The following is a 13805-nucleotide window of genomic DNA, read 5'->3' as shown; positions in this document are numbered from 1 at the left end:
CGGTCACCGGCTGCCTCCCACCGGGACGAACCTGACCCGCACCCCCGGGGTCAGAAGCGCGGCCGGTTCGCGCGCGGTGTCCCAGAGCGCCAGCCCGGTGCGGCCGAGCAGTTGCCACCCGCCGGGCGAGGAGCGCGGGTACACCCCGGTGTACGGGCCCGCCACCGCCACCGACCCGGCCGGGACGACGGCCCGCGGGGTGGCCCGGCGCGGCACCTCGCGCTCGGCCGGCAGACCGGTGAGGTAGCCGAAGCCCGGTGCGAAGCCGCAGAACGCCACCCGGTACTCGATCCCGCTGTGCAGCGCCACCGCCTCGTCGGGCGTCACTCCCCAGAGCGCGGCCACCTCGGCCAGGTCGGCGCCGTCGTAGACGGTCGGCACCTCGAGCAGCGGTCCGGTCAGCGGCGCCCGCCCGGCCACCCGCCAGTCGGCCAGCCGCGCGGCCAGTTCGGCGGGGCGCGGCAGTCCGTCCAGCAGCACCGTCCGCGCGGCGGGCACCAGTTCGGTCACCGCGCCGAGCCGCCCGGCCGCCCGCTCGGCCAGCAGCCGCTCGTACAGCTCCGCCACCCGCTCGCCGTCGGTCACCTCCAGCAGCAGCGCGTGTTCGCCGACCTGATGGATGATCAGCCGGTCAGCCATCAGGTGAACGCCTCCACCCGGATCCCGGCCGAGGCCAGCGCCCCCCGCACCCGCCAGGCCAGCTGCGCCGCCCCAGGGGTGTCCCCGTGCACGCAGAGCGAGCGGGCGTCGACCGCCACCGGCTCCCCGCCGATCGCGGTGACGAGTCCGTCCCTGGCCATCCCGACCGCGCGCGCGATCACCGTCTCCGGATCGTGGATCACCGCATCCGCCTCCCGGCGTGATACCAGGGTGCCCGTCCAGGTGTAGGCGCGGTCGGCGAAGGCCTCGGTGACCACCGGCAGCCCGACCCCCTCCGCCACCTGCAGAAGCTTGGAGCCCGGCAGCCCGAGCACCGGCAGCGGGCCGTCGCAGACCGCCCCGGCCCGCAGCACGCCGGCGACCACGGCCTCGGCCTGCTCACTGTCCGACACGACTTTGTTGTACAGCGCGCCGTGCGACTTGACGTAGCTCACCCGGGATCCGGCCGCCCGGGCGAACACCTGCAACGCGCCGATCTGATAGGCGATCTCGTCGGCCAACTCGTCCGGCGGCACGTCCATCGCCCGTCGCCCGAAGCCGGCCAGATCCCGGTAGGACACCTGGGCGCCGATCCGCACCCCCCGCTCGGCCGCCAGCGCGCAGACCCGACGCATCGTGGACGGATCGCCCGCGTGGAACCCGCAGGCCACGTTTGCGCTGGTCACGACCGAGAGCAGGGCTTCATCGTCGGTCAGTGTCCAGCGCCCGAACCCCTCCCCGAGGTCCGCATTGAGATCGATCACCGCATCGGTCACGAGCCACTGCCTCCCAGAGCTGCTGTGGATGCCTGAGGGGATGGTAGGGCTTCCGGGTTGGCCCGGTCCGCCCCGGTCACCCCGTTCGGGCGCACGCGACTCGGCTGGTCGCCGCCCTGCCCCGGGCTGCCTACGATGCTCTGCATGATTGACGAGGTCACGCAAATTCTTCAGGAGGCGGCGGTCACCGCCGTCCTGCCCCGCTACCAGGCGCTGGCCGAGGGGGAGGTGAGCGAGAAGAGTCCGGGCGAGGTGGTCACTGCCGCTGACCGGGAGGCGGAGGAGTTGATCACCCGTCGGCTGCGTGCGCTGCTCGACATCCCCGTGGTGGGGGAGGAGGCGAGCGCGGCCGACCCCGGGCTGGCGGCGGCGCTGCGCGAAGCGCCGGCCGCCTGGCTGGTCGACCCGCTGGACGGCACCGCCAACTTCGTGGCGGGCCGGCCGCACTACGCGGTGATGGCGGCGCTGGTGCGCGCGGGGGAGGCGGTGGCCAGCTGGATCGTGCAGCCCGCGACCGGTCACGTCTATCGCGCGGAGCAGGGCGCGGGCGCGTGGCGGGACGGCGTGCGACTGCGGCGCGCACCGGCGCCCGGCACGCTCGGTGAACTGCGCGGGGCGGCGCTCTCCCGCTTCCTGGACCCGGCCGCGCGCGAGCGGGTGGCCCGGGCGGCCGGGCGGCTCGCCGAGCTGGGCTCCGGGACCGGCAGCGCCGGCGTCGACTACCCGGACCTGCTGACCGGGCGACTCGACTTCCTGCGCTACCACCGCACGCTGCCCTGGGACCACGCGCCGGGTGTGCTGCTGGTGCGCGAGGCGGGCGGGGTGGCGCGGCGGCTGGACGGCGCGGAGTACCGCGCGGCCGAGGAGCGCACCGGGCTGCTGGTGGCGGCCGACCCGCAGTGCTGGACCACGGTGCGCTCAGTACTGGAGGAGTGACGCGGGTACCGCGCCGGCCGGTGCCTGGGCCCGCTCCAGGCGCCGGATCGCCCGCAGCACCAGCAGCAGCGGGATCGCCCCGAACACTCCGAACGACATGTCGATACATCGCCAGAAGACCGGGATGCCGCGCAGCGGTCCGCAGATCAGTGCCAGCGGCACGATCGCCGCGCAGGCCCCGAGCGCCCACTGGATCACCCAGACATTGCGCACCGGATCGCGCAGCGGCCCCCAGAACGCCCCGGCGAACAGCTTCACTGGGCCGCTTTGTGAGCTGCTCCTTCGCTGCGGGCGGGTGCCGCCTCGCCCCCAGCCTTCGGCCGGGAGGTGCCCCCATCTCGGCGGCCCCCACTCTCCGCTGCGTCGCAGCTCAGTCGCTCGTCAGATGCGCGAACGCCAGCCAGTCGGTCCCGTAGAAGAGGAACGGGTAGCGCTCGCCGGTCTCTATCAGCCCGGCGTGGACCCGGTCCAGCCAGGCGAGCAGCAGCGCCGGCGCGGGCACCCGGTGGGCCAGGGCGAGCGCCCAGTCGGTCTCGGCGCGCAGCGGGAAGGCGGTCAGCCCGCTGAGTACCAGGCAGACGATGAAGATCCAGAGCCAGCGGCGTACGGTGCGCAGCTCGGCGGCCTCGGCCGTCATGTGATTCCCCCCAGGGCAGCGGCGTGATCCGGCGGAGCTGACTGTAGGCCGATATTTGAACGCGTTCAACTTTCCCCGAGAGTGCCGTCCGAGCTCGGGGCAAACCGGGAGGACCACCCCATTTCAGGCCCTGTCGGTCGATGGCCCTAGGCTTGTCCACCGTGACCGTCATCGCTGATCAGCCCACCGAGCGCGAGTTCCCCGCGCCCACCGGCGCCGCCCGCCCCGCGCCGGGCCCGGCCGCCGACGAGGGACTGGCCCGTCGGCTCAAGGCGCTGGCCTGCACCGCACCGCTGCACGACCTGGACAACCGCAAGGTCAACCTGGCCGGTGAGTACGGCGGTTACGCGATGGCCGAGGTCGGCCTGGCGGCGATCGACCTGGTCACCCTGCACATGGACTTCGACACCGGAGCCGACCGCGAGATAGTGCTGGCCCGCCTGCTGCCCCGGGTCGCCGCCCAGCACCCGCAGCGCCCCGGCACCGAGCACCAGCGGGTGGCCCGCTGGGTGCTGGAGTCGCTGATCAACGTCGGCAGCGTCGACCGGGGCTTCCGCGCCGTCTACGGCACCTTCGGCGCGGACGGCGGCTACGTCCGCCGGGACTACGACTTCAAGCTGATCGAGGAGGTCCCCGGCCCGGACGGCGGGGTCTACCTGCGCACCACCGACGAGGCGGTCAACGTCCTGGTCGGCGCGCTGGACACCGATGTGACCTCGGCGCAGATCGCCGCCGAGGTCAAGCTGGAGGTGCTGATCCGGCGCGGCCGGCTGGCCGACGCCCAGCTCGCCGCCGAGCAGGCCCGCTACCGCACCGTCCAGTACGCCGAGACGCTGCGCCGTGCGCTGGACGCGACCCGGCGCAACGTGCGCGCGGTGGACTGGATGCAGGCCATCCCCGACCTGATCGACGAGGCGCTGGACCACATCGCCGACCGCTACCGGCACGAGAACGCGATCCTCACCAACATCCGCCGGGCCCGTGACGAGGCCGAGGGCGCGGAGCACAAGCGGCAGGCCGCCGAGCTGGTCGACATCGTCAAGGACTGCATCCGCCGGCACACCCAGCTGCAGACCCGCCTGCTGGAGGCCGGCCCGCTGTTCCGCGCCGAGCAGGACCGGCAGGCCTTCGCCGCGCCCGCCGCCCGCTCCGGGGTCGACCTCTACGGCCAGCTGCTGGCGCCCGTGCTGCGGCTGCCGATCGAGCAGGCGATCCGGCCCACCGACGCCTTCTTCGCCCGTGGCATCGGCCTGCGCACCCCCACCGCCGTCCGGCTGACCGACCTGGTCGACCTGCTGCTCACCCCGCCCGTCGAACGCGAGCACCTGGGCGCCGAGCTGCCCGACCCCGACCTGGTCGCCACCCCCGACGACAGCCGGTTCTCCGAGGCCCAGCTGGAGGCCGCGCTGGTGCTGCTCGACCTGCCCGCCGACGCGCCCCGCCGGCTCTCGGGCCTGCTCGCCGACGCCCGCAAGCAGGACCCCGAGCTGCCCTACCTGGTGGCGCTGCTCGCCGTGCACGCCGCCAGCCCCCCGGTCGGCACCGCCTACCGCCAGGGCGAGGAGCGGCTGCTCTTCGCGGTGGACGACGGCACCGCGCTGGCCGACCCGGAGTTCGGCGGCGCCGACCTGATCGTGGGCAGCGCGCTGCTGGACGCGGTCGGCATGGCGGCGGGCCGGCAGGACGCCCAGTGACCCGGCAGGACGCGCAGTGACGATCCATCAGTACGACCGAGGAGCAAGCCACGTGACCACCCCCCAGGACGAGACCCCGCGGGAGCACCCGGTCACCCCCGCCGACGTCGCCGACGCCGCCCGGCTGGTCTCCTTCGGCCTGCAGGCCAAGCTGCTGCCCGCGCGGGACGCCGAGTACGCCGAGCTGGTCCGCCGCCACCGCGAGGACCCGCTGTTCGCCCGGCTGGCCGACGCGGTGGCCGCCGGGCTCGGCCTGGTGGTGCTGGAGGTCTCGGCCCGGGCCGGCATGGCGGTGGCCGCCGCCGAGGACTCGGTCTTCGCGGTCAAGATGGGCGACTACTCGCGCCGCGCCGCCTCCGAGACCGCCGACCGCTTCCTGCACGGCCTGGCCCACCTCGCGGTCGCCGCCCTCGCCTTCCCCCGCCCCGAGGACCTGGCCGACGACGGCTACCTCGGCCGGATCACCGTCAACGGCGTGGACGCCTTCGTCCGCCAGGCCTGCCGCCGGCTGGAGGAGCAGGCCGAGCAGGCCGGCGACAACACCGACCCGACCAGCGAGGCCCCGGGCCTGGAGGCCGCCTGGCGGGTCTGGGCCCGCCGCTCCACCACCGGCGCCACCAAGGACGCCCGCCGGCTCTCCGGCTCCACCATCGGCATCACCGGCAAGGCGGTGGCCTTCCTGGTCGACTCCGGCTTCCTGCAGAAGACCTCGGACGACGCCGGCGGCACCTACCGCACCACCGCCCGCTACCAGCTCCAGGTCCGCGACCTGGCGGGCAGCGCCGCGATGGCCGAGCTGCTCGACCTCGGCGTGGTCCCGGTCAGCGACGGCACGGCCACCCTGCTGCCCGCCGACCACACCGAGGAACTGGTCGCCGACGCCGGCCTGCCGTTCCACTCGCTCTGAGTCCCCCTGAGATCTCCTTAGCTGAAAGTCAGTTCATGTACGAGCTCAACCGGGTCCGCCTCTACTCCATCGGCCCGGCCGGCGCCCGCTACGCCGACACCGTCCTGGACCTGCGCGGCGTCGGCGAGCCGGTGGCCAACCCCGCCCCGCAGCAGCCGGGCCTCTTCGGCGAGGAGCCGGAGGGGCCGCAGCGCCGCCCGGCCCCGGCCGGCGTGCTCTTCCTGGAGAACGGCGGCGGCAAGTCGGTGCTGCTCAAGCTGATCTTCTCGGTGATGCTCCCCGGCCACCGCAACACGCTCGGCGGCGCCAGCTCCGGCGTGCTGCGCAAGTTCCTGCTCGCCGACGACTGCGGGCACGTCGCGCTGGAGTGGCAGCACACCGTCACCGGTGAGCTGATCGTGGTCGGCAAGGTCAGCGAGTGGCGCGGCCGCCAGGTCTCCTCCGACCCGCGCAAGTTCGCCGAGACCTGGTACTCCTTCCGCCCCGGCCCCGGCCTGACCCTGGACTCGCTGCCGGTCGCCGAGCGCGCCACCCTCGGCGACCCGAGCGCCCGGCCGCGCGGGCGCCGCCGCACCATGAAGGGCTTCCGCGACTCCCTCACCGAGGCCGGCAAGGCCTATCCCTACCTCGACCTCACCTTCGAGGACGGCCACGACCGCTGGACCGAGCACCTCGGCGAACTCGGCCTGGACCCCGAACTCTTCCGCTACCAGCGCGAGATGAACGCCGATGAGGGCGAAGCGGCCGGCCTCTTCGCGGTCAAGCACGACGCCGACTTCACCGACCTGCTGCTGCGCGCCGTCACCGACACCCGGGACACCGACGGCCTGGCCGACCTGGTGCACGGCTTCGCCGCCAAGCTCGGCCGCCGGGCCGAGCTGACCGCCGAACGCGACTTCACCGCAGGCTCGCTGGAGCTGCTGGAACGGATCGTCGCCGCCACCGGTGCCCGGGAGAGCGTGCGCGAGACGCACCGCGCCGCCGAGCGCCGCACCCGCCGACTGGCCCAGGCACTGGCCGCCCGGGCCGGTGCCGAGCGCGAGCGGGCCCAGGACCTGGCGATCGAGGTGGCCACCGCCGCCGGCGCGGTCACCGCCGCGGAGGCCGACCGCACCCGCCACGCGCTGATCACCGCCGAGCTGACCCACCGGCACGCCACCCTCTCGCTGGCCGCCGCCACCGCCGAGGCCGCGGGGCTGCGCCGCGAACTGCTCGACGCCCGCACCCTGCACTCCGCCTGGCAGGCCGCCGAGGCCGTGCTGCGCCACCGCGCCGCCGCCGACCGCGCGGCCCGGGTCGCCGTCGCGATCCGCGAGGCCGAGCTGGACGCCGCCCCCGCGCTCGCCGCCCGGGCCCAGGCCGCCGGGGCGCTCGCCCACGCGCTGGAGGCCGCCGCGGGCACCGCCGAGGAACGCGCCGAGGCCGAGGAGGCCCGCGCCGCCGACCTCCAGCAGGACGGCGCCAAGGCCCAGGCCGACTCGCTGGCCGCCGCCACCGCCGGGCAGAAGGCCCGCTCCGACGCCGACCACCTGCGCCAGCGGCTGGTCGAGGTCGAGCAGGAGACCCAGGCGGCCGTGGCCGCCGGCTGGATCGACCCGGCCGCCGACGTGGACCCCGTGCGCGCCGCGCTGCAGGCCGCCGACGCGGAGCAGGCCGCCACCGCCGGCCTCGACCAGGTCCGCGCCGCCGCCGAGCAGGCCACCGCCCGCACCCGCGAGGCCGCCGCCGCCGAGGGCCGCGCCGAGCTGGCCGCCGCCCGCGCCAGCGATGCCCGCACCGCCGCCCAGCGCGCGCTGGCCGCCGAGCGGCGCACCGCCGCGCAGCTGGCCGGCGAGACCCGGCTGGCCGAACTGCTGGGCCTGACCCCGTACTACGAAAGCGACCCGGACGACACCTCGGACACGCTGACCCCCGACGTCCTGGACCGGGCCGCCGAGGACCTCACCGAGCTGCTCGAAGGCGCGGTGGCCACCGCCGAGCGCACCCTGTTCGACCTGCGCACCGCCGCCGCCGACGACTCCCGGATCCTGGCCGCGCTCGGCGACGGCGGCCTGCTGCCGCCGGGCCCCGACGTGCTGGCCACCGTCGAGTACCTCGGCGAGCAGGGCATCCCGGCCCTGCCCGGCTGGCGCTACCTGGCCCAGTCCGTCGACCCGCTCGACCACGAGCGGATCCTGGCCGCCCGCCCCGAACTGGTCGACGGCGTGGTGGTCACCGACCCGTCCTCGCTGGACCGGGCCCGCGAGGCGCTGCAGGCCGCCGCGCTGCTGCCGCGCTCCACCGTCGCGGTGGGCACCGCCGCCGCGCTGATCGCCCCGATCACCGACGAGCCCGCGTTCTTCCTGGTGCCGCCGAACCCGGCCATGCACGACGAGTCCGCCGCCGACACCGAGCGCCGCGAGCTGCGCGGACGGGCGAGCGCCCGGGACGAGCACATCCGGGAGCTGGCCGCCCGCCTCGGCGGCGACCGCGCGCTGGCCGCCCGGCTCGCCTCCTGGCAGGCCAGTTGCCCGCCCGGCACCCTGGCCGAGCTGGCCGACGCGATGTCGGCCGCCGCCGAACAGGCCGAGCTCGCCACCGCCCAGCTGGCCGCCGCCCGCGCCGAGCACGCCGAGGCCGAGGCCGACCGGGTCGCCGCCGTGGGCGTCCACGAGGAGCGCCGGGAGGCCGCCCAGCAGACCCGCCGCCGCGCCGACGCGCTGGCCGGCCTGGCGTTCCGGCTGCGCGAGCGCGCCACCTGGACCAGGTCGCTGCGCGAACTGGCCGAGGACGCCACCGAGTGCGAGCGCCGCCAGGCCGCCTGCGCCGAGCGGGCCCAGGCCTGTGACGAGGACCGCCGGGCCGCCCAGCGCGCCGCCGACGACGCCCGCCGCACCGCGCGCACCCTGCGCGCCGAGCGGGCCGAGCTGTCCGGCACCGTCGCGGTCAGCGACGAGCTGCCGACCGCCTCGCTGCCCGCGCTGCGCGAGGCCTACCGGGCCGCCGCCCAGCTCTACGAGAAGGTCGGTGTCGGCGCCGACCTGCGGGCCGAGCAGGCCCGCGCGGAGAGCGACCAGACCGCCGCCCAGGCCGAGTTGGACCGCCTCACCAACAAGGTCCGGATCCGCGCCGAGGAGCTGCTGAACAGCCCCGACGGCGCCGACGGCCCGGCCCGCCAGGCCGCCGCCGCCCGCGCCGAGGAACTGGTCGCCACCATCGAGTCCCGCTCGGCCGTCGCCAGCGAGCAACTCGGCCGGCTGCGCGGCGAGGTGGAGCGCTCGGCGCCGGCCTCCGGCGAGGCGCACACCGAACTGCCCGCGGAGCTGGTCCCCGCCGACCCCGAGCACGCCCAGCAGCTGCTGCGCGTGGCCACCGGCGAACTCGCCGAGCGGCGCGAGGCGTTGGAGAGCGCCCGGATCGAGCACAGCGAGCTGCTGCGCACCCTGCAGTCCGCCCAGTCCGCCGCCGCCGACTTCGACGAGGCGGCCGCCCAGCTGCGCGACGGTCTGCGCGACCACACCGCGGAGGACGGCGAGTCGGCCGCCGAGCCGTACCTGGACTCGCTGACCGAGGCCCGCACCGCCGCCACCGAGACCCGCCGCGCGCTGCGCACCGCCTCCGCCGAGCTGACCGCCGCCGACCTCGCCGTGCGCGACGCCAGTGACGCGCTGGTCCGGCACGCCAACGCCGCCCGCTACGAGGCCGTGCGCACCCCCGCCCGCCAGCAGATCCGTGAACTGCCCGCCGCCGCACTGCCGGAGCACGCCGCCGCCTGGGCCGAGGCCTTCGCACCGCGCCTGCGGGTGCTGACCGACGAGCTGACCCAGCTGGAGCGCAACCGCGGCTCCATCGTGGACCGGCTGCGCGGCCTGGTGGAGACCTCGCTGGCCACCCTGCGCGCCGCCCAGCGGCTCTCCCGGCTGCCCGAGGGCCTGGGCGAGTGGTCGGGCCAGGAGTTCCTGCGGATCCGCTTCGAGGACCCGGACCAGACGGTGCTCGCCGAGCGGCTCGGCGAGGTGATCGACGAGGCCACCCGGTCCGCCGTCAAGAAGAACTCGGACCTACGGCGCGACGGCATGTCGCTGCTGCTGCGCGCGGTGGCGGCGGCGATCGGCCCCAAGGGGGTGAGCGTGGAGATCCTCAAACCCGACGCGGTGCTGCGCGCCGAGCGGGTGAGCGTGGGTCAGATGTCCGACGTCTTCTCCGGCGGCCAGCTGCTCACCGCCGCCATCGCGCTCTACTGCACGATGGCCGCACTGCGCGCCAACGACCGGGGCCAGTCGCAGCTGCGGCACGCCGGCACGCTCTTCCTGGACAACCCGATCGGCCGCGCCAACGCCACCTACCTGCTGGAACTGCAGCGCGCGGTGGCCGACGCGCTCGGCGTCCAGCTGATCTACACCACCGGCCTCTTCGACACCACCGCCCTCGCCGAGTTCCCGCTGGTCATCCGGCTGCGCAACGACGCCGACCTGCGGGCCGGGCTCAAGTACATCTCCGTCGAGGAGCACCTGCGCCCCGGCCTGCCGGCCCCGCAGGACCCGGACGGTCCGGCGATCCACGGCGAGATCACGGCCACCCGGATGTTCAAGCGCCCGGCGGAGGTGGCGGCGGGGGAGTGAGCCGGACGGGCCTCAGAAGAGGCCGTCCAGCTCGCCGAAGCCCAGCGGGCCGGCCAGGGCGTCGAGCGTGCCCGGGCCGAGGAGTTCCACCGCGGCGCGGTGGGCGGCGGTGTAGGCGGCCTGGGCCAGCGCGGTGCCGGCGCTGATCCGCCGCACGCCGCAGGCGGCCAGCGCGGGGACGGACGGGCCGCCGGGCAGCAGCATCGCGTTGACCGGCAGCGGCGAGCGGGCACAGAGCTCGGTCAGCACGTCGAGGTCGAGCAGGCCGGGGACGAAGAGGCTGTCGGCGCCCGCCGCGGCGTAGTCCGCCGCGCGGGAGAGGACCTCGTCCAGGCGGCCCGCCGGCTCACCGATGCCGAACAGGAACACATCCGTGCGCGCGTTGACGAGGAACTCCGGCAGGTCCGCGGCCGTCGCCGCCGCCCGCGCGGCGCGCAGCCGCGCGGCCTGCTCGCCGGCCGGGAACAGCGGGCCGCCCACCGCCTGGGAGTCCTCCAGGTTGGCACCGACGGCGCCGACCGCGATCAGGGCCCGCACGGTGTCGGCCACCGCCTGCGGCCCGGGGCCGTAGCCGCCCTCGGCGTCGACCGTCACCGGGACGTCGACGGCCGCCACGATCCGACCCGCCGCCGCCACCATCGCCGCGCGGCTGCCGTGCTGACCGTCGCCGTGCCCGAGCGACCAGGAGACGCCACCGCTGGTGGTGGCCACCGCCGGGGCGCCGGCCGAGGCGATCACCGCCGCGCTGCCCGCGTCCCAGGCGTTGGGCAGCACCAGCACGGATTCGCCGGCGAGTTCGCGCAGCCGTCGGGCCTTGGCCCGGGTGGCCGGGTCGACGGAGGGCAGGGTTCCGGTGGCGAGAGCGTCAACAGACATGGCGTCAACAGACATGAGGGGCCGCCTTGGCATGGAGTGCGGAGCACGGAGTGGGCAGCGGGAGCGGGTGTCCCGTGCCCTCATAGTGCCCGAGCCGAGCCGAACCGCTCCACAGATTAGGCTGAGGCCGAATCCTCATCGGTTACCGGTAGCAGACAGGCAGGGGGCAGCCATGCGGACGGCGCTCGTGTTCACGGCCGGCGACCTCGCCCAGACCCGGTTCGCGGTCTCCCCCCTGTGGGAGGTGGTCACCAGCGTCCGGGCCCTCACCTGCGCGCGGACCCCGGCCGCGCACCGAGGTTGGGAACGCCAGGTGCGACCCCGGCTGGCCGCCGCCGGGCTGGACCGGGGCCGGCTGGCCGAGCTGATCCCGGCCACCGGCTACCTGCCCGACTTCCTCAACCCGACCCCGAGTTCCCCCGCTCCCTCGCTGGCCGAGGAGTTGGCGGCCGTCCGGGCCACCGATCCGGCCCAGGTCCGCCTGGAGCTGGACGGCCTCGCACGGGACCACGGCGGTCGGCTGCCGCCCGGCGCGCGCGCCCTGCACCGGGACCCGGCCGCCGGTCTGGCCCGGCTGACGAGAGAGATCGAGGCGTACTGGCAGCTCGCCCTGGCGCCCTACTGGGCCCGGATCCGCGCTCTGCTGGAGGCCGACATCACCCGCCGGGCTCGGCAGGTGGCCGCGCAGGGCGTCGCCGACCTGCTCAACACGCTGCACCCGACCGTGCGTTGGGACGGCGACGCGCTCACCCTGGCGCAGCGGCACTGTGCCGTCACCCGCGCCGACACCGGTGACGGCCTGCTGCTGATCCCCTCCGCCTTCGCCTGGCCGCACGTGCTGACCCGTGCCGTGCCCGAGGCCCCACCCCAACTCGCCTACCCGGCCGACGGGATCGCGACCCTCTGGGAGCGCCGCCCCGCCCCTGACGACATCGGCGCGGCCGTCGCCGGGGTGCTCGGCCGCACCCGCGCGCAGCTGCTGGCCGAACTGGACACCCCGGCCTCCACCACCGAACTCGCCGGCCGCACCACCCTGTCCGCGCCGAGCGTCTCCGAACACCTCACCGCCCTGCGCGCCGCCGGCCTGGCCACCGCCCACCGGGCCGGCCGCTCTGTGCTCTACGCCCGCACCCCACTCGCCGACGCCCTGCTGGCCGGCCCGTCCGCCGGCCCGTCCGCCGACGCGTACCCGGCCGTTGCCCGGTGAGTGTGCCCGCCCGACCCGGCCGATGCCGTGGTCGACGGCGATCCCGCCCGCCCCGCCGGGTCGGCCGTCAGCGCCCCGGACGCAGCGGCCGCCGGAGGATGCCCAGCGGACCGGCGGTAGCGCGCGCCGCCACCGGCACCACCGGTACCGGTGCGCCGACCGGTGCCGCCGGCTCGGGCCGCACCGGCAGGGCCGGCAGTGCGCCCTCGAACAGCCAGGCGTCGAACAGCTCGACCACCGATTCGCCGGACGCCGCGTACCGCTGTGCGTGGGCCATGAAGTCCGCCGTGGTCACCACGCCGTTCCGTCGCCCGGTGGCCCACTCGCGCAGCATCCGCCGGAAGGCGTCCTCGCCGAGCGCGACCCGCAGCGCGTGCACGGTCAGGCCGCCGCGCTCGTAGAGCCGGTCGTCGAACATCAACTTGCGGCCGGGGTCGGCCAGTCGCAGGTCCTGGGGGAGTGCGGCCAGCAGCCGGTGCGCCTCGGCGGCGTGCGCCTGGGCGGTGCGGCCGCCGGAGTGCTCGGCCCAGAGCCACTCCGCGTACTTGGCGAAGCCCTCGTTGAGCCAGATGTGCCGCCAGTCCGCGATGGTGACGCTGTTGCCGAACCACTGGTGCGCCAACTCGTGCGCCACCAGCCGCTCCGAGCCCCGCACCCCGTCCACGTGGTTGGTCCCGAAGGTCGCCATGCCCTGCGCCTCGACCGGGACGTCCAGCTCCTCGTCCGCGACCACCACCACGTACTCGCCGAACGGATAGGGTCCGAACAGCTCCTGGAAGAACCGCATCATCTGCGGCTGGCGCCCGAAGTCGCCCGCGAAGTGCGGGACCAGTGCCGGCGGCACGTATCCGGCCTGCGGCACCGCGCCCGGCTCGGCGTCGACCAGCAGCACCTTCTCGAAGGCGCCGATCGCTATCCCGACCAGGTAGCTCGAGGTGGGCGCGGCCTGCTCGTAGACCCAGGTGGTGCTGCTCGCCCGGGTGGTCCTGGTGAGCAGCCGGCCGCCCGTCACCACCGCGTACGGCGACGGCGTGGTGAGCGAGACGAGGTACGAGGCCTTGTCGGCGGGGCGGTCGTTGCACGGGTACCAGGACGGCGCGCCGATCGGCTGACTGGCCACCAGGGCGCCGTCGGTCAGCTCCTCCCAGCCCAGGCCGCCCCACTGGCTGCGCACCGGCCTCGGGTTGCCGCTGTAGTGCACCTCGACGGTGAACGCCGCCCCGGCCGCCACCGCCCGCGCCGGGCGGATCCGCAGCTTGCCGCCCCGGTGCGCGTAGTGCGCGTTCTTGCCGTCGACCAGCACCCGGCCGATCCGGAACTCCGCCAGGTCCAGCGCGAACTCGCGCAGCGCCTCGGGGCCGGCCAGCGCGCCGATCCGGGCCGAGCCGGCCAACCGGTTCGGGCCGGGCCGGTAGTCGAGGGTCAGCTCGTAGCGGTGCACCCGGTAGCGGGGGTCGCCGTGGTCCGGAAAGTACGGGTCGACCTGCTTGCTGCCCACTGCTGCGCCCGCTCCCTGTGCTGTGCCGGTCATC

The 13805-nt window shown here is 75.7% G+C and carries 10 protein-coding genes and 1 pseudogene; 5 read left to right on the top strand and 6 right to left on the bottom strand.

Going from position 1 to position 13805, the window contains the following annotated elements; all coding sequences use genetic code 11:
* Nucleotides 1-3: 3 nt before the first annotated feature.
* Nucleotides 4-639 carry a 5-oxoprolinase subunit PxpB gene (gene pxpB / locus OG403_RS05275; RefSeq protein ID WP_329561826.1) on the bottom strand — a complete coding sequence of 212 codons (636 nt, stop codon included), beginning with the start codon at nt 637-639 and terminating at the stop codon, nt 4-6.
* Nucleotides 639-1403 carry a LamB/YcsF family protein gene (locus tag OG403_RS05270; RefSeq protein WP_329572111.1) on the bottom strand — a complete coding sequence of 255 codons (765 nt, stop codon included), beginning with the start codon at nt 1401-1403 and terminating at the stop codon, nt 639-641. Before OG403_RS05270 ends, pxpB begins: the two co-directional genes overlap by 1 nt.
* Nucleotides 1404-1559: 156 nt before the next feature.
* Between OG403_RS05270 and OG403_RS05265 the strand changes: the two genes are divergently transcribed.
* Nucleotides 1560-2351 carry an inositol monophosphatase family protein gene (locus OG403_RS05265; RefSeq protein ID WP_329561825.1) on the top strand — a complete coding sequence of 264 codons (792 nt, stop codon included), beginning with the start codon at nt 1560-1562 and terminating at the stop codon, nt 2349-2351.
* On the opposite strand, the pseudogene OG403_RS05260 reads toward OG403_RS05265, so the two are convergent.
* Together OG403_RS05260 and OG403_RS05255 are read right to left on the bottom strand one after the other, a co-directional pair.
* Nucleotides 2334-2591 (bottom strand): annotated as a pseudogene (locus tag OG403_RS05260) (hypothetical protein); the annotation flags it as partial. The gene OG403_RS05265 and the pseudogene OG403_RS05260 sit on opposite strands and share 18 nt — an antisense overlap.
* Nucleotides 2592-2721: 130 nt before the next feature.
* Nucleotides 2722-2988, bottom strand: coding sequence for a hypothetical protein (locus OG403_RS05255; RefSeq protein WP_329561823.1), 267 nt, complete (start codon nt 2986-2988; stop codon nt 2722-2724).
* Between the two features lie 170 nt (nt 2989-3158).
* Here OG403_RS05255 and OG403_RS05250 point away from each other — a divergent pair, with 170 nt between their 5' ends.
* From OG403_RS05250 to OG403_RS05240, 3 genes are read left to right on the top strand one after another with little or no spacing between them, the layout of a single operon-like run.
* Nucleotides 3159-4682 (top strand): hypothetical protein, encoded by a 1524-nt coding sequence (locus OG403_RS05250; protein ID WP_329572109.1) that lies wholly within the window; start codon nt 3159-3161, stop codon nt 4680-4682.
* Between the two features lie 52 nt (nt 4683-4734).
* Nucleotides 4735-5589: a hypothetical protein gene (locus tag OG403_RS05245; RefSeq protein ID WP_329561822.1), complete on the top strand. Its 855-nt coding sequence runs from the start codon at nt 4735-4737 to the stop codon at nt 5587-5589.
* Nucleotides 5590-5624: 35 nt separating this feature from the next.
* Nucleotides 5625-10190 carry a hypothetical protein gene (locus OG403_RS05240; RefSeq protein WP_329561820.1) on the top strand — a complete coding sequence of 1522 codons (4566 nt, stop codon included), beginning with the start codon at nt 5625-5627 and terminating at the stop codon, nt 10188-10190.
* 12 nt (nt 10191-10202) lie between these two features.
* Here the strand turns inward: OG403_RS05240 and OG403_RS05235 are convergent, their stop codons facing one another.
* Entirely contained in the window at nt 10203-11066 is an 864-nt protein-coding gene (locus OG403_RS05235; RefSeq protein ID WP_329561819.1) for an isocitrate lyase/PEP mutase family protein, read from the bottom strand.
* Between the two features lie 172 nt (nt 11067-11238).
* Between OG403_RS05235 and OG403_RS05230 the strand changes: the two genes are divergently transcribed.
* Nucleotides 11239-12273: an ArsR/SmtB family transcription factor gene (locus OG403_RS05230; RefSeq protein WP_329561818.1), complete on the top strand. Its 1035-nt coding sequence runs from the start codon at nt 11239-11241 to the stop codon at nt 12271-12273.
* Between the two features lie 67 nt (nt 12274-12340).
* Here the strand turns inward: OG403_RS05230 and OG403_RS05225 are convergent, their stop codons facing one another.
* On the bottom strand, nt 12341-13804 hold the full coding sequence (locus OG403_RS05225; protein ID WP_329561816.1) for a M1 family metallopeptidase: 1464 nt from the start codon (nt 13802-13804) through the stop codon (nt 12341-12343).
* Between the last annotated feature and the right edge of the window lies 1 nt (nt 13805).

The sequence above is a fragment of the Kitasatospora sp. NBC_01266 genome, from assembly GCF_036242395.1.
Taxonomy (GTDB): Bacteria; Actinomycetota; Actinomycetes; order Streptomycetales; family Streptomycetaceae; genus Kitasatospora.
Note: the sequence above shows the minus strand (reverse complement) of the source record. Positions and strands in the feature narration are given on the sequence as shown.

What these genes read in the sequence shown, in the direction of transcription:
- pxpB (WP_329561826.1), bottom strand. Translation starts at nt 639, where the DNA reads ATGGCTGACCGGCTGATCATCCATCAGGTCGGCGAACACGCGCTGCTG.
- OG403_RS05265 (WP_329561825.1), top strand. Translation starts at nt 1,560, where the DNA reads ATGATTGACGAGGTCACGCAAATTCTTCAGGAGGCGGCGGTCACCGCC.
- OG403_RS05255 (WP_329561823.1), bottom strand. Translation starts at nt 2,988, where the DNA reads ATGACGGCCGAGGCCGCCGAGCTGCGCACCGTACGCCGCTGGCTCTGG.
- OG403_RS05240 (WP_329561820.1), top strand. Translation starts at nt 5,625, where the DNA reads ATGTACGAGCTCAACCGGGTCCGCCTCTACTCCATCGGCCCGGCCGGC.
- OG403_RS05235 (WP_329561819.1), bottom strand. Translation starts at nt 11,066, where the DNA reads ATGTCTGTTGACGCTCTCGCCACCGGAACCCTGCCCTCCGTCGACCCG.
- OG403_RS05230 (WP_329561818.1), top strand. Translation starts at nt 11,239, where the DNA reads ATGCGGACGGCGCTCGTGTTCACGGCCGGCGACCTCGCCCAGACCCGG.
- OG403_RS05225 (WP_329561816.1), bottom strand. Translation starts at nt 13,804, where the DNA reads ATGACCGGCACAGCACAGGGAGCGGGCGCAGCAGTGGGCAGCAAGCAG.